The 20942-nt window shown below is 65.6% G+C and carries 21 protein-coding genes; 5 read left to right on the top strand and 16 right to left on the bottom strand.

Annotation, left to right across the window (positions count from 1 at the left end; all coding sequences use genetic code 11):
• Positions 1 to 65 precede the first annotated feature (65 nt).
• The 3 genes from STHERM_RS01620 to lnt are packed head-to-tail and all read left to right on the top strand — an operon-like array spanning position 66 to position 4835.
• Positions 66 to 1397: a sigma-54-dependent transcriptional regulator gene (locus STHERM_RS01620; RefSeq protein ID WP_041623145.1), complete on the top strand. Its 1332-nt coding sequence runs from the start codon at positions 66 to 68 to the stop codon at positions 1395 to 1397.
• Positions 1397 to 3247 carry an ATP-binding protein gene (locus tag STHERM_RS01615; RefSeq protein ID WP_013313136.1) on the top strand — a complete coding sequence of 617 codons (1851 nt, stop codon included), beginning with the start codon at positions 1397 to 1399 and terminating at the stop codon, positions 3245 to 3247. Before STHERM_RS01620 ends, STHERM_RS01615 begins: the two co-directional genes overlap by 1 nt.
• Positions 3240 to 4835, top strand: a complete 1596-nt coding sequence (gene lnt, locus STHERM_RS01610; protein ID WP_013313135.1) for an apolipoprotein N-acyltransferase — start codon at positions 3240 to 3242, stop codon at positions 4833 to 4835. Before STHERM_RS01615 ends, lnt begins: the two co-directional genes overlap by 8 nt.
• Before the next feature lie 58 nt (positions 4836 to 4893).
• On the opposite strand, the gene STHERM_RS01605 is transcribed toward lnt, so the two are convergent.
• From STHERM_RS01605 to lipA, 10 genes are all read right to left on the bottom strand, one after another.
• A complete protein-coding gene (locus tag STHERM_RS01605; protein ID WP_013313134.1) occupies positions 4894 to 5415 on the bottom strand; it encodes a hypothetical protein in 522 nt (173 codons plus the stop codon).
• Positions 5416 to 5488: 73 nt separating this feature from the next.
• Positions 5489 to 5875, bottom strand: a complete 387-nt coding sequence (locus tag STHERM_RS01600; RefSeq protein ID WP_013313133.1) for a nucleotidyltransferase domain-containing protein — start codon at positions 5873 to 5875, stop codon at positions 5489 to 5491.
• On the bottom strand, positions 5823 to 6218 hold the full coding sequence (locus STHERM_RS01595; RefSeq protein WP_013313132.1) for a HEPN domain-containing protein: 396 nt from the start codon (positions 6216 to 6218) through the stop codon (positions 5823 to 5825). The genes STHERM_RS01600 and STHERM_RS01595 overlap by 53 nt, the downstream gene beginning before the upstream one ends.
• Positions 6219 to 6259: 41 nt before the next feature.
• Positions 6260 to 6712: a hypothetical protein gene (locus STHERM_RS01590; protein ID WP_013313131.1), complete on the bottom strand. Its 453-nt coding sequence runs from the start codon at positions 6710 to 6712 to the stop codon at positions 6260 to 6262.
• A gap of 10 nt (positions 6713 to 6722) precedes the next feature.
• Entirely contained in the window at positions 6723 to 7829 is a 1107-nt protein-coding gene (locus STHERM_RS01585) for an NADH:ubiquinone reductase (Na(+)-transporting) subunit F (protein WP_013313130.1), read from the bottom strand.
• Between the two features lie 11 nt (positions 7830 to 7840).
• Positions 7841 to 8434 (bottom strand): NADH:ubiquinone reductase (Na(+)-transporting) subunit E, encoded by a 594-nt coding sequence (locus STHERM_RS01580; protein WP_013313129.1) that lies wholly within the window; start codon positions 8432 to 8434, stop codon positions 7841 to 7843.
• Positions 8431 to 9033, bottom strand: a complete 603-nt coding sequence (gene nqrD, locus STHERM_RS01575) for an NADH:ubiquinone reductase (Na(+)-transporting) subunit D (protein WP_013313128.1) — start codon at positions 9031 to 9033, stop codon at positions 8431 to 8433. Before nqrD ends, STHERM_RS01580 begins: the two co-directional genes overlap by 4 nt.
• Positions 9033 to 9701: an FMN-binding protein gene (locus STHERM_RS01570; protein ID WP_013313127.1), complete on the bottom strand. Its 669-nt coding sequence runs from the start codon at positions 9699 to 9701 to the stop codon at positions 9033 to 9035. The genes nqrD and STHERM_RS01570 overlap by 1 nt, the downstream gene beginning before the upstream one ends.
• A complete protein-coding gene (locus tag STHERM_RS01565) occupies positions 9698 to 10633 on the bottom strand; it encodes an RnfABCDGE type electron transport complex subunit D (RefSeq protein WP_013313126.1) in 936 nt (311 codons plus the stop codon). Before STHERM_RS01565 ends, STHERM_RS01570 begins: the two co-directional genes overlap by 4 nt.
• A 127-nt stretch (positions 10634 to 10760) precedes the next feature.
• Positions 10761 to 11645 carry a lipoyl synthase gene (gene lipA / locus STHERM_RS01560; RefSeq protein ID WP_013313125.1) on the bottom strand — a complete coding sequence of 295 codons (885 nt, stop codon included), beginning with the start codon at positions 11643 to 11645 and terminating at the stop codon, positions 10761 to 10763.
• 95 nt (positions 11646 to 11740) lie between these two features.
• Here lipA and STHERM_RS01555 point away from each other — a divergent pair, with 95 nt between their 5' ends.
• Together STHERM_RS01555 and STHERM_RS01550 are read left to right on the top strand one after the other, a co-directional pair.
• Positions 11741 to 13432, top strand: a complete 1692-nt coding sequence (locus STHERM_RS01555) for a DNA repair helicase XPB (RefSeq protein WP_041623143.1) — start codon at positions 11741 to 11743, stop codon at positions 13430 to 13432.
• Positions 13408 to 15381, top strand: coding sequence for a hypothetical protein (locus tag STHERM_RS01550; RefSeq protein ID WP_013313123.1), 1974 nt, complete (start codon positions 13408 to 13410; stop codon positions 15379 to 15381). Before STHERM_RS01555 ends, STHERM_RS01550 begins: the two co-directional genes overlap by 25 nt.
• Before the next feature lie 2 nt (positions 15382 to 15383).
• On the opposite strand, the gene STHERM_RS01545 is transcribed toward STHERM_RS01550, so the two are convergent.
• The 6 genes from STHERM_RS01545 to STHERM_RS01520 are packed head-to-tail and all read right to left on the bottom strand — an operon-like array spanning position 15384 to position 20919.
• Positions 15384 to 16358, bottom strand: coding sequence for an omptin family outer membrane protease (locus tag STHERM_RS01545; protein WP_013313122.1), 975 nt, complete (start codon positions 16356 to 16358; stop codon positions 15384 to 15386).
• A gap of 49 nt (positions 16359 to 16407) precedes the next feature.
• Entirely contained in the window at positions 16408 to 17733 is a 1326-nt protein-coding gene (locus STHERM_RS01540; RefSeq protein ID WP_013313121.1) for a sigma-54-dependent transcriptional regulator, read from the bottom strand.
• Complete coding sequence (locus tag STHERM_RS12615) at positions 17730 to 18806, bottom strand: sensor histidine kinase (RefSeq protein ID WP_148223845.1); 1077 nt, start codon at positions 18804 to 18806, stop codon at positions 17730 to 17732. The genes STHERM_RS01540 and STHERM_RS12615 overlap by 4 nt, the downstream gene beginning before the upstream one ends.
• Positions 18803 to 19534 (bottom strand): ABC transporter permease, encoded by a 732-nt coding sequence (locus STHERM_RS01530; RefSeq protein WP_013313119.1) that lies wholly within the window; start codon positions 19532 to 19534, stop codon positions 18803 to 18805. The genes STHERM_RS12615 and STHERM_RS01530 overlap by 4 nt, the downstream gene beginning before the upstream one ends.
• The gene (locus STHERM_RS12500; RefSeq protein WP_013313118.1) at positions 19518 to 20429 is read right to left on the bottom strand and encodes an ABC transporter ATP-binding protein; all 912 of its coding nucleotides are present in this window, start codon (positions 20427 to 20429) and stop codon (positions 19518 to 19520) included. Before STHERM_RS12500 ends, STHERM_RS01530 begins: the two co-directional genes overlap by 17 nt.
• Positions 20416 to 20919 (bottom strand): hypothetical protein, encoded by a 504-nt coding sequence (locus STHERM_RS01520; RefSeq protein ID WP_013313117.1) that lies wholly within the window; start codon positions 20917 to 20919, stop codon positions 20416 to 20418. Before STHERM_RS01520 ends, STHERM_RS12500 begins: the two co-directional genes overlap by 14 nt.
• Positions 20920 to 20942 lie beyond the last annotated feature (23 nt).

Below are 20942 nucleotides of genomic sequence, written 5' to 3'. Positions count from 1 at the left end.
CGACACATTCCGGGCTGCACCCGAAGAATCTCCACAAAATCCCATTCTATGCTATAATCTTCGTAATGGGAGAACAGAAACGATTCTCGCTCCTCATCGTGGACGACGAGGCTGCCCTCTGCGAATCGCTCAGCGAGTACTTCTCCGCCCTCGGGTACGAGACATACACCGCCCAGCGGGTCGAAGACGTACGACGGATCCTCTCCCGGATCCATGTGGACCTCATCCTCATGGACATCCGGATGCCGGAGAAGGACGGCATCACCCTCCTTCGGGAACTCAAGACCTCCCACTCGTCCACCCCCGTGATCATGATCTCCGCCTATGTGTCGGTCGAGAACATCGTGCGCTCCATGAAGTACGGGGCCATCAACTTCTACGAGAAACCCCTCGACCTCAGGCGCCTGTCTCGTGAAGTGGCGCAGATCGCCGCCGCCCGTGCGGCACGGGCACCCCAGGGCCCCACGGTGCCGCTCATCCACGAGAGCGCGGCCATGCAAGACATCCTCGCCACCATAGAAAAGGTCGCGCCCACCGACGCCCCGGTCCTCATCACCGGAGAGAGCGGCACGGGCAAGGAACTCGTGGCCCATGCCATCCATCACAGAAGCGAGCGGGCCCGTGGCCCCTTCCTCAAGCTCAACTGCGCCGCCATACCCGAGACGCTCCTCGAGTCGGAGCTCTTCGGCTACGAGAAAGGCGCCTTCACCGGAGCGGTGACCCAGCACAAGGGAAAGTTCGAGCAGGCCCAGAGCGGTACCATCTTCTTCGACGAGATAGGGGACATGCACCTGGGGACCCAGGCGAAGCTCCTGCGCGTCCTCCAGGAAAAGGAGTTTCAGCGCCTCGGCGGATCGGAGGTCCTCTACGCCGACGTACGCATCATCGCGGCCACCCACCAGTACCTGCCCGGCCTCATCGAAGAGCATCGCTTCAGGGAAGATCTCTACTACCGCCTCTCGGTGATCACCATACACATCCCCCCCCTCCGGGACAGGAGGGATGATATCCTCCCCCTCACCCGTTACTACATCGACTACTTCTCGAAACTCTACGGAAAGAGGGTGGAAGGGCTCTCCCCCGAGGTGGAGCGACTCTTCCTCTCCCACTCATGGCCCGGGAACGTGCGGGAACTCAAGAACACCATAGAACGGGCCGTCATCTTCACCGAGGGCGAGCGTCTCACCATGGACGACCTCCCTCCTCAGTACCGGGAGACCGTATTCCTGGAGCCCGTACCGGAGGGTGACCTTTCCACCGCAATGGATCACCTCTCCCGGGAGATCATCCTCAAGGCACTCGAGAAGGCCGGAGGGAAGAAGCAGAAGGCGGCCGAGCTCCTGGGTATCCACCGGAAGACCCTCTACAACAAGATGAAGAAACTGGGGCTCCTCTGATGGAAGACGAGATCCGCCTCCTCATGCGCACCATCCACTACCATGAAGGGAACCAGGAGATCCTGAAGGGAGTGGACTTCGAACTCAGGAAGGGGGAGATACACGCCCTGGTGGGTGAGCACCGGTGCGGGAAGAGCACCCTCATGCACCTCCTGGTAGGCGAGAAACGGCTCCAGAAAGGGGAGATCCTCTTCAACGGGAGGCGGATCCAACCCCAGGACCCCTCCGATGCCTACAGGCTGGGCATCGCCATGGTGCACCAGACCCCCCAGGTGATCCCCTCCCTCAATGCCGTGGAGAATATCTTCGCCACCAGGCTCCCCCCTTTCTGGTCGGGCCTTCCACAGTACTATCGTTACATCAGGGAGACGAGACGTCTCCTCGCACTCCTCGGCAAGGAATTCGACGTCCTCATCCCTCTCAAGCTCCTTCCCGCCACCGACCAGCAGGCCGTGGACATCGCCCGCGCACTCTCCTACGATCCGGACATCCTCATACTCGACGAGATCTCCAACAGGCAGACCCCCGAGGAACTGGAGAGACTCTTCGCCATCCTCAAAGACATGACGAGCAAGGGCAAGAGCATCATCTACGTGACTCCCCACATCGACGAGATCTTCTCGATCGCGGACAGGGTCACGGTCCTCAAGAACGGCTACCGGCAGAGCACCGAGGACGTACACCAGATAAGCAGTCTCAGGCTCTTCAGACTCGCCTACTCCCTCATTTCAGAGATCGAACCGGACGAGAGTGCAATCTCGCACCCCCTCATCTCATCCCGACTCTACAGCGAACACTTCCTCCGGGAGCTGCCGGTGGGCATCATCCTCCTCAACGAAACCCATTCGGTCTACTACCTCAACCCTGCGGCCGAGTCCATACTCGACCTACCGGCACACGACGTCTCGGGCCGCCCCATCCACACCGTCATCACGCCCGAACAGTGCCCTCACGCCACCGCCCTCCTCAGCGCCGTCTACCACGGCAAGAAGAGGAAGTGGCGGGGTGTCCCTTTCGGCAAGGCCCTCTATTCCGAGGTGCACATCTACCCGCTCCGCGAAGGGGACGAACTGGTAGGAACGGTGATCATGATCGAGGACAGGTCCCTGGACCACCACATAAAGGAATACCTCTCCTCCACCGAGAGGCGGATCGCCACCGCCGAGGTGGCGGCGGAGGTGGCCCACGAGATCAACAACCCCTTGGGCATCATCTCCGCCTACATAGAGGTACTCAAGCTCCAGGACCTCTCCCCCGAGATCTCCAGGAAGCTGGAGAAGATACAGAACGAGATCACCCGTATCCAGAACTTCGTCTCCTCGCTGGGGAGACTGGCGGACGCCTCACGGATGGAATGGGGGACGGTGGACCTGGTGGAGATGGTGAAGGACGTGCTCCTCCTCTTCCAGCACCTCTTCCAGGAGAAGCGGATCACGGTGTACACGGACCTGCCGGAAACCCCGGTGAAGATCGAAGGGGATGCAGGGAGGCTCAAACAGCTCCTCATCAACCTGGTGCTCAACAGCGTGGAGGCCCTGCTCCACGGTGGGTGGATCCGCATCCGGCTGGAGCGAAAAGAGGGGAAGATCGTCCTCTCGGTGAGCGACAACGGGCACGGGATCCCCAAGGAGATCCAGGACAGGATCTTCCGACCCTTCTTCAGCACCAAGGCCGGGAAGCAGAGCACGGGGCTGGGCCTCGCCATCTGCGAGCACATCGCAAAGCTCCACGGAGGAGAGATCGGCTTTACCAGCACACCGGGCGAGATCACCACCTTCACGGTGACCTTTCCCGCAAGGCCTGTCTTGTCCCCTCCGGGGAAGGTGGGTTACCATCGGCCTGATGAGTGACCGTTTCCCCCTCAGGCGCTACGGTGCGGCCGTCTTCTCCGCCGTGCTCTTCTCGCTTGCAATACCGAACGAGGTCTTCCAGTGGGGGATGCCGCTGCTCTCCCCCTTCATCCTCACCCCCCTCTTCTGGGGCCTTGAGGGGGCGTCCCTCCCCCAGGCCCGGAGGATGCTCGTGCTCTTCGGGCTCGTCTTCACCCTCACCTCCAACTACTGGCTCGCCTTCTTCGGCGACTACAGCATCTGGACCATAGGGGGCGTGACCCTCGGCTACATCCCCTACTACCTCTTCCTCTCGCACTTCCTCTGGGACGCGGCGAGGCGCCCCCTCCCCCTCCGTCCCCTCCTGCTCGCGGCGGTGTGGACCGTCTTCGAGTACTGCAAGTCGTCGGGGTACCTGGGCTACCCCTGGGGGCTCCTCCCCTACCCCCTCCACGGGATACTCCCCCTCATCCAGGTGAGCGACCTCCTGGGGATCTGGCCCCTCACCTTTCTCCTCGCCTGGATGAGCGCCCTGCTCGCCGACATCCTCTCCCCCCCTGCCCCCCCGACCCCCTCCCGCCCCACCCCCTCACCCCTCCCCCAGCTTGCCGCCGCAGGGCTGCTCCTTGCGGTCTTCCTCGCCTACGGCCTCGTGCGGATGTACCTCATCCCCCTCCCCGAGCGGGGGGCCTTCACTGCAGCCCTCATCCAGCACAACGCCGACTCCTGGGACGAATCCCCCGATGCGGACGAAGAGAGCATCCTCACGGCCGAGCGCCTCTCCCTGGAGGCGATCCGCACGACGCCGGAGGTGGACCTGGTGGTCTGGAGCGAGACCGTGCTCACCTACCCCTACAACTACCGCCCCGCCTTCTACGAACGCCGCCCCGCGGAGAAGCCCTTCTTCGCCTTCCTCGTGGAACTGAACAGGCCCCTCCTCACCGGGAGTCCCTACCGTGAGAAGGTGGGCGAGGAGGTACGCTACTACAACAGCGTCCTCCTCATCGGCCCGGACGGTGCCATACAGGGCGCCTACAAGAAGAAACACCTCGTCCCCATGGCCGAGCACATCCCCTTCTGGGACGTGCCGCTCATCCAGCACTTCTTCCGCGGCACCATCCGGCTCTACGGCACCTGGGAGCCGGGCAAGGAGAACACCGTCTTCACCCTCCCTCTCGAGGACGGCACCCTCGTGCGCTTCGGCACCCCCATCTGCTTCGAGGACGCCTTCACCGTGATCAACCGGGCCCTCGTGCGCGCGGGTGCCGAGGTCCTCATCAACCTCACCAACGACAGCTGGTCGCGCACGGTCTCCGCCCAGGTCCAGCACTTCGTGGCGGCGCGGTTCCAGGCCGCAGCGCTCAAGACCACCATGGTGCGCAGCACCAACAGCGGCTACACCTGCGTGATCGACCCCTGGGGGAGGGTGCGCGCAGACCTGCCCATGTTCACCCCCGCCTACCTCACCGCCCGGGTACCCCTCTACGACCGTCCACCCACCCTCTATGCCCTGGCAGGCGACCTCCTCCCCCGCCTCCTCTTCCTGTGGGTCATCGCCCTGCTCCTCTGGGAGCGAGGAAGGGGAGGGATGAGGACTCCCCACGGGTGAACACCCTTCCCACAAAAAACCGCCGCCGGAGAGGCGGCGGTCGCTCGGCTCATCGTGATCAGTTTATCTTCGTCGCCCCTGCGAGGGCCTCGTCCAACTCATCGGTGGACGAGGGTTCGCACGTGTAGCTCACCTCCACCAGTACGTCGGTGAGGTACTCCTCCACCGTGAGTACGAGGTTCTCGTCCTCGAAGGTGTACGAGGCCTCGCGTCCATCCTCGAACGTGATGCGCTTCATCGACTTGTCGAGGTCGCTCACATTCTCGGAACGGATCGTGTAGACCACCTCACCCTTCGTGTACATCCCGCCGTCCGAGGAGTCCTCCAGCAGGGTGTAGATCTCGTAGTAGGCCACGGTGAGGAAGGAGATGCGGATGTACTCCTCCTTGAGGACATCCTCCCTGGTACCGTCCCCATCCACGTCCTTGGTGGTCATCTGCGGAAGGGACGTGACAGAGGAACCGATCTCCACCTCGGTCACCTTCCAGACCCCCTCGGGATCGTAGAAGAGGAGCTCACATCCAGCGAGGAGGACAACGGCCACCATACCGAACACGAGCGCGCGCACATACGCCTTCATACATCACCTCCACTCAGATTCGAGATACATCACTCTTCTTCAAGTATAGCCCACGAACAGGAATTATTCAGGGTCATCCGGAGGGATCAGACGCTCTCCCAGCCTGCCACACCCACACGGCCTCTTCCATGATCGTCCGCCACATCCGCGCCCCGCCGGAGGAGAGGGCCTCCCACTCCTCCAAGGTGTACACAAGCACGTCTGCCGGCACGGGAAGGTCGAGCACATCCCACTCCGTCCCCCGCCGCTCATACGGGAGGGAGGAGGCCTCCACGATGACCACGATGTCCACATCGCTCCCCACGCCCCAGTCCCCGCGTGCATAGGAGCCGAAGTAGCCGATGCGGACCACTCCCTCCTTCTCCCGCGCCACACGGTCTGCCCACTCCCTCACCGCCCGGTCCACCTCATCCTTCGAGGGCCATCGCTTTACCGACGAACGCGAGTATGTCACGGGCATACCGTATCGCCTCCTCGCTCTGGAGCGGGCCGTAGTGCTCGAAGGGTGCCCCCTCGGGATGGCCGTTGGGGTACCGGGTGGGGATGTAGAAGTTGTCGAGCACCTTTGCCTTCTCTATGAGCTCCTCAGGCACGGCGCAGAGAGGCGGAAGGTCCTCAAGGAGCTTCGCCACCACGTGGCCCCACCCTTCCTGGTGGTGGTAGAGGTGCAGGGCCTTCACCGCCTTCTCCGCGGCCTGGTGTGCCGCGAAACAGGCCCACTCGTGCCGCTCCGCCTTCCGCGAGTCCTCTGCCTGCTCCAGATCCCGCTTCGCCTGGACGAACCAGTCGAAGGCTCTGTTCATGGGCCTCAGTATACCGACTGGCTCACGAGCCTCACAAGCCCCTAGCCTTCCAGCACCCGCTTTATCCTCTCGGGCTCGAGCCGGAAGGGCGAGCCCTTGCCCTCGAGGAAGTGGTAGCGCTCGAGGAGGTGGAGGTTGAGGTCGGTGAAGACCAGCGTCTCGCCATTCCTCAGGTTGGTCACCTCGGTGTTCACCTTGCGGAAGATCCCGTCCTCGAAGGGAGAGGGGAGGTGGCCCCTCGCATCGTCCACCCTCACGAGCCACTTCCCCTCCACGGTGACCGGTTCTCCGAGGCCCTTCTTCCCCTCATCGCGGAGGGCCTTGAGCCGTGCGGCCACCTCCTCGAACGAGAGCCCCAGCCGGGCGAACTCCTCTTCGTCGGCCTCGATGATGTCGGCCAGCGTACGCGGGTCGTCTCCCAGGAAGCCCTCCGCGGTGATCACCCCCGGCTTCATGTTCTCGTATGCCTTGGCATAGTGCGGGTCGGTCTTCATACACCCTCCTTCAAGCGAACTTGTCGAAGTAGATCTTGTCCTCGGGTATGCCGTACCGGCGCATCACGTTCATGCACGCGTCGAGCATGCCCGGACTCCCGCAGAGGTAGCCCTCCTTGGGCGCCTCCCTGTCCATGGTGGTCTCGATATAGCGTGCGAGCACCTCGGTGATGAGCCCCTTCTCGCCCTCGTAGTCGGGGTCTTCGGAGAGGGCGGGGACGAACCTGAAGACCGGCCACTTCTCCTCGAGGTCCCTCCAGAGGTCCACGTAGAATAGGTCACGCCGGGTACGGGCCCCGAAGAAGAACCACACCTGTCGGTTGTTCACCCCCCTCCGGTACATGTCGAGGAGGATCGACTTGAAGGGGGCCATGCCGCTCCCCCCCGCCACACAGAGCATCACCGCGTCGGTCTCCCTGAGGTAGAAGTCGCCGAACGGGCCGATGAGGGCGAGGCGCTCCCCTTCCTTCATGTGTTCGTGGACATAGGTGGTGGCGATCCCGCCGGGTACCTTGCGGATGAGGAGCTCGATCTCCTCCTCGTCGGGGAGGGAAGAGATGGAGTAGGCCCGCTGGGTGGGTTCCTTTATCTTGGCGTAGGGCGGCACCTCCAGCTGGACGTACTGGCCGGGCTTGAAGGGGATCCGCTCTCCCTCGGGGAGGCGGAAGCGCACCTCCTTGATGTCGTGGGTGAGGTCGCGGATGGAGGAGACCTCCGCCACTACCCGCCGCACGAGGAAGAGCTCCTCCGGCACCTCGATCGAGAGGTCGTGCTTCACCTTGACCTGGCACGAGAGCCGCACGTTGCGGGCCCGCTCTTCCTCGGTGAGGTAGGGGACCTCGGTGGGGAGGTGCGGTCCTATGTCGGTCTCCACCCTCACCTTGCAGGCCCCGCAGCTCCCCCTTCCCCCACACGCGGAGGGGATGAAGATCTGCTCCTGGGCGAGGGTGAGGAGGAGCGGGCTTCCCCCTTTGACGGTGAGGGTCTTCTTGCCGCCGTTGATGGAGATGGTGACCGTGCCGTAGTTGTTGACCACCCTGTCGGTGAGCCAGATGAGGAGGGCCAGGGCGGCGGTGATCCCTCCTACGGCGAGCGGTGCGATGACGAGTGCGCTCATCCCGTTCCTCCTTACTGAACCGCGACCATGCCGGAGAAGCCGATGAAGGCCATGGCCATGAATCCTATGGTGATGAGGGTGATCCCCGGGCCTTTGAGGCCGGCGGGTACCGGGGCTCGTTCGATCTTCTTGCGTATGGCGGCGAGGAGCATGATGGCGAGCCACCAGCCGAGGCCGGAGCCGAGGCCGTAGACCACGGACTGGAGCAGGGAGTAGCCGCGTATCTCGATGAAGAGGGCCACGCCGAGGATGGCGCAGTTGACCGTGATGAGGGGGAGGAAGATCCCCAGGGCCATGTAGAGCGAGGGCGAGATCCGGTCGATGATCATCTCGAGTATCTGGACCACGGCCGCGATCACGATGATGAAGACGATAAACCTGAGGTAGACGAGGTCGAGGGGGATGAGGACATAGTGGAGCACGAGCCAGTTGATGGCGCTGGTGATGGTGAGCACCACGGTCACGGCGAGACCGAGGCCGTTCGAGGAGGAGAGGTCCTTGGAGATGGAGATGAAGGAGCACATCCCCAGGAAGTTGGCGAGGAGGATGTTGCTCGTGAAGATCGATGCCACGAAGAGGGCGAGGGGAGAGATGTCGGGGGTCATGCGGCCTCCTTGTTCATGAGGGTCTTTGCGGCCCAGAGGACCATGGCGAGGATGAAGAAGGCGCTGGGGGCCATGACCATGATGGTCCAGGGTTCGAAGCCTTCAGGGAGCACCCGGATGTTGAAGAGGGTGCCGAAGCCCAAAAGCTCACGGATCAGGGCGATGAGCATGAGGACCCACATGTACCCGAGGCCCGAGGTGAGGCCGTCCCAGAGGGAGAGGAGGGGCGGGTTGCTCTGGGCAAAGGCCTCGGCCCGGCCCATGATGATGCAGTTGGTGATGATGAGACCCACGTAGGGTCCCAGGCTCTTGTGGATCTCCGGGAGATAGGCCTTGAGCAGGATGTCCACGATGATGACGTAGAAGGAGATGATGAGGGTCTGGGTGATCATCCTCACCCGGTGGGGGATGAGGGTCTTGAGGAGCGAGACGGTGAGGCTCGAGAAGCCGGTGACAAAGGTGACGCCCAGGGTCATGATGAGGGTGTTGGTGAGGTTGTTGGTGACGGCGAGGGTGGAACAGATGCCGAGGATCTGGATGAAGATGGGGTTGTTGGTCCAGGTGTTCTCGGCGAGGATCCGACGGGGTGTGGCTGCCATCAGCGGCTCCTTTCATCGTCAGGGGATGTCCGAGGCCGAGGGGCCTCGACAGGGGCGAAGTCCTCCTCGGAGAGGGTGGGGAGGGCCTCCTTGAGGGTGATGACGGCCCGGTCAACCAGGGTCTCGATGGCCTGGCTCGTGCGGGTGGCGCCGGTGATGCCGTCCACCTGGCTGTTGTCGGGGTCGGGGTCGCCCGAGCGGCCGGTCTGGCGCACGGCGATGCCGTCGGGACCTATGCGTTCGGCTTCGAATTGCGAGAGGAACCAGGGCTCGGTGATGCGGCCGCCGAGGCCCGGGGTCTCGTTCTGCTCGAGGATGGCGAGGCCCAGGATGCGGGAAAGGTCGCCCGAGATGCCCACCACGGCGCGGATGGTGCCCCAGAGGCCGGGTCCTGAAAGCTCGACGGCGTAGGAGCGGGGCTCGGGGGTGCGGTAGATGCGGGTACCGTCGGGGAGGGCGGCGACGGAGAGGCGGGCGAAGGTGCGCCGGGCCTCCTCCCCGGAGGCGGGGGTCTTGAGGGCGTGGAGCACGGCTTCCCGGAGCCGGCGCTCCTCGGCGAGGAGGACGCGCTCCCTGGTGCCGAGGTGGGCGGCGGCGAGGATGGTGACGAAGAGCGCGGTGACGATGAAGGAGAAGAGCACCACGTAGGGGAGGGAGTTGCGGTTCATGCGGCGCCTCCTTTCGGGGCCGGGCGGCGGGCGGCCGCCGGGCGGCGTGGGAGAAGCTCGTCGAGGAGCGGGGCGACGGCGTTGGCGAGGAGCACGGCGAAGCTGGTGCCCTCCGAGAAGAGGGAGAAGGTGCGGACGAGGACCACCACCGCACCGATGAGCAGGCCGTAGAGCCAGTGGGCGCGGGGGTTGTTGGGGGCGGTGACGGGGTCGGTGGCCATGAAGACCGCCACGAAGAGGAGACTGCCGGCGAGGAGGGTGTAGTGGGGCGGGACGGCGCCGGGGACGCCGGCGTAGTAGAGGCCGGCGGAGAGGAGGAGGGCGCCTCCCAGGGTGGAGAGCATGATCCGCCAGCTCGCGGTCCTGGTGGCCACGAGGTAGATGCCCGCGAGGAGGATGAGGGGGAGGGCCGACTCGCCCATGCTGCCGGGGTGCAGGCCGAGGAGCATGTCGGGGAGCGGGGGGAGGGTGCCGGCTCGGAGGGCGTCGAGGGGGGTGGCCGAGGTGAGGGCGTCGGGGAGGAGACCGAAGGCGCCGGGCTTCAGCCAGGAGCGGGTCATGAGGGTGGGGAAGGTGATGTAGACGAAGAGCCTGCCTGCGATGGCCGGGTTGAAGACATTGCGGCCGAACCCTCCGTAGACCTCCTTCGCCATGAACACGCCGAAGGCGATCCCGATGGCCGCCACCCAGAGCGGGACGGCGGGCGGGAGGGAGAGGAGGAAGAGGCTGCAGGTCACCAGGACCGCTTCACTCACCTTCCTCCCCCTCCGCCTCTCCATGAGGTACTCCACCGCCACACCCACGGGAAACACCACCAGGGCGAGGGCGGCGAGCCGTACGCCGTAGAAGTACGCGGCCCACAGGAAGATGGGAACGAGCGAGAGGAGCACCTTCCTCATGGGCGGCTGTTTCTGAAAGATCTTCAGGTCCACAGGGCCTCCTTACTACTACCATCATGCGACATCCGCGCGCATGGTGCAATACCAATCGATATGATAATAGCAAATATTACGTTTTTAGTCAGCTATCTCCCCAAAAAAACCCACCCCGAAGGGTGGTTCACGCCGGACCGACGTCCCCCAGCATCCGGACGGTCTCCTCGGCGTGGTAGCTCGAGCGGACCTTGGGGCCCGCGCTGCAGGCGATGAACCCCAGGGAGAGGGCGTAGTCCCTCAGCCGGTCGAACTCCTCGGGGCTCCAGTAGCGCGCCACGGGGAGGTGCTCCTTCGTGGGCTGGAGGTACTGGCCTATGTTCACCATCTGCACGCCCGCGGCCCGGAGGTCGCGGAGGGTCTCCTTCACCTCCTCCTCGGTCTCCCCGAGCCCCACCATGAAGCTCGACTTGAGGAACCCGCCGTACGCCCTCACCCGCAGTCCCGCCTCCCTGAGGAAGGCGAGGGAGCGCTCGTAGCTCGCACCGGAGCGCACCCTGGGGGTGAGCCTGCGCACGGTCTCCACGTTGTGGCTCATGATCTCGGGCCGGCTCTCGAGCACCGTCTCGAGGGCCGCGAGATCCCCTCTGAAGTCCGAGGTGAGGATCTCCACCCTCACACCAGGAGAGGCCTTCCGCACCTCTCTCACCGCGGCCGCCACATGCCCCGCCCCACCGTCCGGCAGGTCGTCCCTCGTCACCATGGTGAGCACCACGTGCCGAATCCCGAGCCGGGCCACCACCTGTGCCACCCGGGCCGGCTCCTCCGGGTCGGGCGGGCACGGCCTGCCGTGGCCCACGGCACAGAACCTGCACCGCCGGGTGCACACCTCTCCCAGGAGCAGGAACGTGGCCGTGCGGTAGCGGCCCCAGCACTCGTGCAGGTTGGGGCACCGCGCCTCCTCACAGACCGTGTGGAGCCCGTGCCGGGCGAGCTCACGCCTCACCTTCTTGTGCTCGGGCGACAGGCCGAGCTCTATCTTGAGCCACTCGGGCTTTCGTCTCTCGTCCATCTCGTCCTCCCACCCCCATCATGCCCCACCCCCCACCCCCCGTGCAACCCCATCCCCCTTGCCCGCCCCCACCCCCCTGGGCTACCCTTACCCCCATGTCCGGCCCCCTCATCGTACAGAGCGACGGCACCATCCTCCTCGAAGTCTCGCACCCCGAGGCCGACGAGGCCCGGAACGCCATCACCCCCTTCACCGAGCTCCTCACCTCCCCTGAGTACATCCACACCTACCGCATCACCCCCATCTCCCTCTGGAACGCCGCCTCCGCAGGCCTCACCTACGACCAGATCACCACGCGCCTCTCCCGCTACGCCCGCTACCCCGTGCCCCCCACCCTCCTCGACACCATTCGCCACACTCTCAAACGCGCCGGCACCCTCACCCTCCTCCCCACCCCCTCACCCCACACCCTCCTCCTCAGCATCCGCCCCCCTGCGAGCCGCCAAGAACTCCTCTCCTACCGGCAGCTCGCCCGCCTCCTCGAACCCTCCACACCCGACCTCCCACCCCGGGACGACGCCCTCTACGTGCCCCTCATCCACCGTGGCACCATCAAGCAGCTCCTCATCGACCTCGGCTACCCCGTCACCGACCTCGTCCCCCTCCAGGAAGGCGAACCCCTCCCCCTCTCGCTCCGCACCACCACCCGCTCCGGCCGCCCCTTCGCCCTCCGCCCCTACCAGGAAGCCGCGGTCAAGGCCTTCACCGGCGACGACGGACCCGGCACCGGCTACGGCACCATCGTCATGCCCTGCGGCGCAGGCAAGACCGTGGTGGGCCTCGCCCTCATGGCCCACTACCGGACGAGCACCCTCATCCTCACCCCCAACGTCGCCGCCGCCCACCAGTGGATCGACGAGATCCTCGACAAGACCACCCTCACCGAGGACCAGATCGCCGAGTACACCGGCGAGTCCAAGGACATAAAACCCGTCACCGTCGCCACCTACCACATCCTCACCTGGCGACCCGACCAGACCCAGGAGCACTACCCCCACTTCGACCTCTTCCTCGCCCGCAACTGGGGCCTCATCATCTACGACGAAGTCCACCTCCTCCCCGCCCCGGTCTTCCGCATCACCGCAGAACTCCAGGCGAAACGCCGCTGCGGCCTCACCGCCACCCTGGTGCGCGAAGACGGCAAGGAACGCCACCTCTTCGCCCTCGTGGGACCCAAGCGCCACGACATCCCCTGGAAAGAAGTGGAAGCCCAGGGCTGGATCGCCGAGGCCCTCTGCTACGAGATCCGCATCCCCCTCCCCGAGGACCTCCGACTCGCCTACATCGCCGCAGACCAGCGGAAGAAGCACACCATCGCGAGCACCAACCCCCTCAAGGACCGCGTCGTGGCCGTGCTCCTCGAGCGACACCCCGACCTCCCCACCCTCATCATAGGCCAGTACCTCGACCAGCTCGAACGCATCGCCCGCACCCTCGGCCTTCCCCTCATCACCGGCCGTACCCCCAACAGGGAACGCGAACGCCTCTACCGCGAGTTCAAGGAAGGCCGCATCACGCGCCTCGTGGTCTCCCGCGTCGCCAACTTCTCCATCGACCTCCCCGACGCCGCGGTCGCCATTCAGGTCTCCGGCACCTTCGGATCCCGCCAGGAGGAGGCCCAGCGCCTCGGCCGCATCCTGAGACCGAAACACCACCACGCCTACTTCTATACGATTGTGACGCGTGATACACTGGAAGAACACTTCGCCGCCAACCGGCAGCGATTCCTCACCGAACAGGGCTACCGCTACCAGATGGAGCTATGGAGCGAAGACGAGCTGACATAGACCGTTTCACCGCCTACCTCCTCACCCTTCCCGACAGGGACTTCCTCCGCCTCATACGCAACTACCTCGGCAGGATCGAGACCCCCTACCACAAACCCCAGCTCGTCGAACGCCTCTACCGCTTCCTGGAATCGCCTCGGATACAGGAGGCGATCCTCGCCCTCCTCACCCCTCACGACAGGGCCCACCTCTCGCTCATCGCGGCCCTCGGCGAACCCCCACCCGAGGTCTTCACCTCGTTCCTGGAGGAAGAAGGGGAGGAAGACCCCCACCTCATCCTCCACCGCCTCAGGGACCGCCTCCTCGTCTACCTCGACACCGCGGACGAGCCCCCACGCATCCGCTTCACCCCTCCCCTCCGTCCCCTGCTCGAGACCCGCGTCCTCTCGCTCGAGGCCGTCCTCCCGCCCGAAGGCCCCACCCCCCCCTCCTCCCCGCCCCACCCCTGGCTCACCGACCCCCTCCTCGGCGCCCTCCTCTCCCTCCTCACCGACGACCCGTCCCTCCTCGACACCAGGGACGGCACCCCCACCTCGCGGGCACGCACCCGCATCGCATCCCGCATCCCCCACTTCTCCCACCACCCCGACCACCTCCCCCTCCTCGTCCGGGCCCTCACCCGCCTCTCCCTCATCCCCGCCCCCACCCCGGCCGCCCTCCTCGCCCGGTTCCGCGCCCTCGCCGACCTTCCCCCCTCCACCCGCCTCCCCCTCCTCTGGGCTGCGGCCATCGCCCCCGACGGGGCCGACCCCCACCCCCTCGCCGCCGCCCTCCTCGCCCTCCCCGACCTCCTCCCCCCCACCCACACCTACACCCCCTCCACCATCACCCGTGCCCTCCGCCTCGCCCTCACCCTCCACACCCAACCCCACACCCAACCCCACACCCCCCCACCCATCGAGGACCTCGCCTCGCTCGGCCTCCTCGTCCCCCACGAAACCACCCTCTCCCTCACCCCCCACATCCCCACACTCCTCAACCCGCCGGAGACCCCTCCGTTCAAGGTGGAGGCCTCGGGCCACCTCATCGTACATCCCCACGCCGTGCTCTCAGACCTCCTCGTCCCCTGTGCGGCCCTCTCCCTCATACGCCACGACACCGTCTCCCGCTACGAACTCACCAAGCCCGCCCTGCGCCGCGGCCTGGAGACAGGGATTGAGATTGCCGAGCTCCGCCTCGCCCTCACCGTGGGAAGCGGCCACCCCGTCCCCCAACCGGTCGCCGCCACCCTCACCCTCTGGCAGGAGGAGGCCGAGCGGGCCCGCCACCTCCGGGGAATCGTGGCGATCCTGGAACCCGAGTACGCCCGGATCGTCCGACAGAGCCCCCAATTCTCCGCCTGTGTGTGGGAGACCCTCGGAGAGACCATCTTTCTCGTCAGGGAGGAACGGTGGGAGGAGTGGAAGACCCTCCTGGAACACGCCGGGATAGGCCTCCTCGGCCCCGTGGAGGAAGAGACCCCTCCCTCGGAGGGGCCGCTCCCCCTCCCGACCCACCTCGCCCCCCCGGTGGTACCCGTGCTCCCGGAAGCCCTCACCGCCCCGCCCCCCGACCTCAGGCCCGCCCTCCTCGAGGCCCTGGAACGTACCCCCCTCTCTGAGGAGGCGCGCCACCTCCTCAAGGCACGCATCGAGGAAGGCTACATCCTCACCCCCGCCCAACTCTCCGGAGAAACAGCGGACACCGAGCTCCTCGAATCCGACGGACTCGACTACCACGGCAAGCTCAGGGTCCTCGAAGAGGCACTCTCCCACGCAGGCGACCTGGTGGAGGTGTGCATCCTCGGACACAAGGACCCCACCACCCTCCTCGTGCGCCCCCTCGCCCTCAAAAAGAAGGGGGCCTCCCACTACCTCGAAGCGATCCCCGAGGGAGAAGAGGCCCCGCTCCACATCCCGGTCCGCACCATCCAGCACGTCCGCCGCATCCCTCGCACACTCACGGGCTAGCTTCACTCCACCATCACCCGCATCCCCATCCCCAGCCCCCACTCGGTGCTCTCCATACCGCTCTTCCCGTCCGCAGCCTGGTACCACGTTCCCTCTTCCTTGAAGTACGAATCCCCCTTTGCCATGGAGACGAGTCTGTACCACCCCCTCCCGTAGAGGGAAAGACCTTTCCACAGGAAGACCTGGAGCTCACCGGAGACATCGAGGAGCACCCCCCCCGCCATCTTGTCGAGAAAGAGAATATCGCGAAGCACGTGTTCGTCGAGGGTCACAGCGAGGGGATACGGCGACCACATCACCGAGGTTTCGGCCTCGAGCCGGGTGCTCGGCCGCATCCCGCACCGGAAGAGGAGCACCGGACCCATCACCTCCTGCTCATAGGTGATGACCTCGCCGTCGAAAGAAGACTTCGGCTCATCCCCTGTCCACTCGGGGTAGGGCCACCCCGTACCGGAGGAAGGATCATAGGGGTCCCCCACCCCACTCGGGTACTGGGCGTAGCCGTCGTGGGCCGACCAGTACCGGTGGAGGTACTCCCACCCGGCTCCCAGCGAGATCCTCACCGCCGAGCGGTCCACGATCCGGAACGAGAGGCCCCCTCCTATCTCGCGGTACGGGCCCAGCTCCACAGGGTGGGTGGAAAAGTGCGTGGGATCGGGATCACCCAGGTTCATGTAGTCGTAGTCCTCCATCCACGCACCGGGCTCACGGCCGCCCACGAGGAAGGCATACCAGCCCTCGATCCCCACCCTCCACCAGGAGAGGCCGGCCTCTGCCTCGAGGAGCCAGCCTTCCGCCGGCCACACGAGCCGGCTGAGGAGGTGATCCCCCTCGTCCCACTTCTGGTAGACCAGCTCGTGGGCCTCTCCGGTGAACCACGAGGTCTCAAGAGAGGACGAGAAGGCCCAGCCGTCAAGGGCCCAGAGCCCACCCACCCCCACACTCACAAGCCACACGAACACGCAGAAGGGACGCATAACGGGAAGTATAGCACACAGGGCACGATCCTTCTATAACGCGCACCGGTCAACGCATCCCCAGCTCCCGCATCCTCCTCATGAGGTTCGAGGGGGCCATGCCGAGCTTGCGCGCCGTCCTGGAGACATTCCCCCCACACCGGGAGAGGTGATAGGCGATGTAGGCCCGTTCGAACTCCCGCCGCGCCTCGCCGAGGGGGCGGGGAGCGAGGAGGAGGTCCTCTACGAAGGCCTTCCTCCCCTCATCCCTCACCTTCCCCACCACTTCGGGCCCGATCACCGGCCCCTCGGAGAGGAGGGCCGCCCGCCATACGAGGTGCTGGAGCTCCCGCACATTGCCCGGATACTCGCCCTCCATGAGCACCGAGAGGGTCTCCCGGGAGAAGCTCCGCCCCTGCCCCAGCTCCTCGCACACCCGTCTGAGAAAGACCTGTGCGAGGAGCGGGATATCCTCCCTCCGCTCCCTGAGTGGGGGGACGTGGATCCTCAAGACCCCCAGCCTGTAGTAGAGATCTGCCCGGAACGATCCCTCCCTCACCATGGCTTCGAGGTCCCTGTTCGTGGCGCACACCACCCGCACATCGGCCCTCCGCGGCCTCTCGGCCCCCACGGGATAGTACTCCCCCGTCTCGAGGACCCGCAGGAGCTTCGCCTGCTGGGAGGCCGGCAGCTCCCCCACCTCGTCCAGAAAGAGCGTCCCTCCCCTCGCCTCCTCGATCCTCCCCTTGCGCCGCCTCTCGGCCCCGGTGAAGCTCCCCTTCTCGTGTCCGAAGATCTCACTCTCAAAGAGATCCGCAGGGACTGCAGCGCAGTTGAGGGCCACGAGCGGCCCCCGGGCTCGCCTGCTCAAGAGGTGGAGGAGTCGCGCCACGTGCTCCTTCCCCGTGCCGCTCTCACCGGTGACCAGCACGGGGACCTCCACCCGGGCCGCCTTCTCGACGAGCCGCCGCACCTCCCGAATGGCCTCAGATTCCCCGAGGAGGGCGTACCGCTCCCTCTCCTGCTCCACCACCTTCCGGGCGAAGACCTCGCTTGCCGTCCGCTCGGCCACGATTCTCACCTTCTGTAAGGAGAGCGGCTTCTCCAGGAAGTCCACCGCCCCCCGCCGCAGTGCCTCCACCGCTCGCTCCACCGTGCCATAGGCCGAGATCATCACACACGGAAGCTCCGGCCAGCGCTCCTTTATACGCCCCAGGAGGGCAAGCCCGTCCTCTCTCCCGAGCCTCACGTCGAGGAACACCAGGTCCACGGGCTCGGCCTCCAGCACCCTCAGGGCCTCCGCACCAGACCCGGCCCCCCTCACCTCCCACTCGGGGAAGGCCATGCGGAACCCCTCCACCACGTCGCGCTCGTCGTCCACCACCAGTACCGTCATACCCCCTCCCACCCGGGAAGCCGCACCTCCACCCGCGTCCCCTCCCCCACACGCGACCACATCACCACCCTCCCCCCCATCTCCCCCACCAGGAGCCGCACCAACGCCAGTCCGAGCCCCATCCCCCCCTCCTTCCCGCTCACCCCCGGCTCCCAGACCCGCTCCTGCTCCTCCTCCGGGATCCCCGGTCCCCTGTCCCACACCTCCACCACCCCCTCCTCCCCCTCACCCCACACCCTCACCCCTGCCGGCGCCCCCGTATCCCTCGCGTTCGCACACAGGTTGCGTACCACCTCGGCGAGGAGCACCCCATCCGCACGCACCACCACCTCCCCACACACCTCGCACCCCATCCCCGGAAACTCCCCCACCACCTCCCTCACCACCTCGCCCACCACCACCCGACCGGGCCTCGCCTCCGGAAGGTGCGCCAGGTCGCGCAGGCGGGCGAGCACCCCGTCCACCTCACCCAGCTTGCGGAGCACGAACCCCAGCCGCTCCCCGCAGAGCCCCTCCCCCACGGAAAGCCCCTGCTCCACCACCATACGGACCGGCGAGAGGAGGTTCCGCACCTCGTGGACGCAGACCCGCGCCATCTCCTTCCAGCCCCTGAACCGCGCCAGATCCCCCACCTCCTGCTCGTACCGCTCGAGCCTCCGGAGCATCCCCGTATAGGCCGCAACGAGCCGCCTCACCTCGTACACCCCCCCTCCCGCCGGCACCTCGCCCCCGCGGAACTCCTCCATGAGCCGGGCGAGCTCCAACACCGGCCTCCGCACCCTCCTCACATAGAAGAAAACCACAAGCCCACTCAACACCACCTCACCGGCGAGCACCGCGAACATCGCCCGAAGCACCTCCACCCTTCTCCGCTCCTGTAGGAGTCGCACCCCCTCGAGCACCCCACTGAGAAGACGCGCATCCTCATCCGAGAACCGTCCCTTCACCCCTTCTATCGCAGACATGAGAGCACCCTCCACCCGATCGTACACCGCCACCACCACCCCTGTCGCCATCACCCAGAGGAGGAGGACGAGCACCACCACCAGCAACATCCACACCCATCCCCTCACCGCTCATCCCCCCTCACACGGAGCCAGGCCCCCACCGCCCCCACAAACCCCACCACACACCAGACCACAAGCCCCCAGGCGGCACGCCCCCATCCCACCTCACCCCTCCACGCCCCCTGCAACACCACCACCAGGTGCCGCATCGGGAAGAGCTCCCCCACCGCCCTGAGCCCCGGGGGCACCATATCCCACGGGAAGGTCGCGCCCGAGAGAAACAGCTGGGGAAAGAAACACACCATCCCCACAATGGAGGCGGTGCGTGCCCGCCTGAAGACCAGTCCCACCACCGCCCCCCACATGAGGAAGCAGAGCGCCCCAAGGAAGAACCCCACCCCAAACCCCACACCGTTCACCGGCCCCCTCATCCCGTAGCCCACCATCGCCACCACGTAGAGGAGGAGTCCGCCCAGCACGGTCACCACCAGGTACACCACACTCCAGGCCACGGGATACCCCCACGAAGGAAGAGGCGTCATCCGGAGCCGCTTCAGAACCCCCTCCTCCTTCTCCTGCCCAATCCCGGAAGGGATCCCCATCATCCCCATCGTGAGAATCACCATCGCAAAAAGCGACGGCACCTCATACTCCAGATACCCCTCGTACGAGCCGAACATCGCACCATAGAGCACGAGCAACAGAGAAGGAAAGACAAAGGTAAAGAAGACCGCCACCGGTTCCCGAAGGAACAGGGACAGCTCCACCTTTGCAAGCTCATACACCCCTCTCATCCTCATACCTCCCCGTGAGTGAGAGAAACACATCCTCAAGAGAAGGACGGCGAATCGAAAGCCCGCCTATCCCCTCAGCGTGCACAAGCCGACGGACCACCTCCACCACCTGCTCCTTCCCACCCCTACAGACCACCACCCCATCCCGCCACTCCACCCCATCCATGCCCATCCCCTTGACCACATCCCCCACCTCACCTTCAGGCGCTATCACGTAGCCTCCCCCGTACGCCTCCACCAATTCCCCCGGACTCCCCATGGCCACTACCCTTCCCTGGTGGAGGAGGACCACCCTGTCACAGAGGACCTCCGCCTCCTCCATGTAGTGGGTGGTGAGCACCACCGTGGTCCCCATCTCCTTCACCCTCCGGATGAGGTGCCACACCTCCCGCCTCCCATGAGGATCAAGCCCGGAGGTCAGCTCATCCAGGAAGACCAGGCGCGGCCTATGCAGGAGCGCGAGCGCGAGGAGGAGACGCTGTCGCAACCCTCCCGAGAGCTCCTCCCACCGCGCATCCTCCCTCCCCCCAAGACCGCACACCGAAAGCACCTCCTCCCACCACGCCCGGTCCTCACTCCCGTAGATCGCGGCAAAGAGCCTCACCGCCTCCCTCACCTTCATCCCCCTGGGGAGCGCATCATCCTGGAGCTGGCACCCTATCGTGCTCCGCACCCCCCTCCCCTCCCTGCTCCAGGGAACCACCCCCCACACACGGATGAGCCCCCTCTCGGGACGACGAAGGCCCTCCATACACTCAAGGAGGGTGGTCTTCCCCGCCCCGTTCGGCCCCACTATACCACACACCTCCCCCTCCTGCACCATGAGGGAGACGCCCGCGAGTGCCTCCCTCTCACCGTATCGCTTCACCACATCACGGACCTCAATCACCACCATCGTCACCTCCCTCTGGGACAACCCACCTTCCCTCGGTCATCGGGTTGTTCCCCCAAAGATCCTGCACAGGCGAGAACACAGAAGAATAGAGCGCGAGGGAGATCCTCACCCGGACCTCACTCCCCCGGTACCGCTCGACCTCCTCGAGCACCCTCACCTCACACAGAGAAAACACATCCTCCACATCCTCGCGAGAGAGAGGCCTCTCCCCCTCCACCGCGTAGAACTCCCCCACGCGCTCCACCCTCTGGGAGACGGCAAACCGCCTCACAAGACGCTCATCCACCCATACCTCCACCCTGGTCACCACCGTCACAGGGACATAGGCATCGATGAGCGAGAAGAGCTGATCATTGATCACCCCGGAGGCACGAACCTTCACAAAGAGCCCTCCTTCCTCCATATGGAAAGAGGGCTCCGAAAGCCACACCTCGGGAAACGGGCTCGCCAGTCCCAGCACCAACCCGAGGATACGAATGATACGCTGCACGCACCCTCCTTATACCTTCACTA

The organism is Spirochaeta thermophila DSM 6192, assembly GCF_000147075.1.
Lineage (GTDB): Bacteria > Spirochaetota > Spirochaetia > Winmispirales > Winmispiraceae > Winmispira > Winmispira thermophila_A.
Note: the sequence above shows the minus strand (reverse complement) of the source record. Positions and strands in the feature narration are given on the sequence as shown.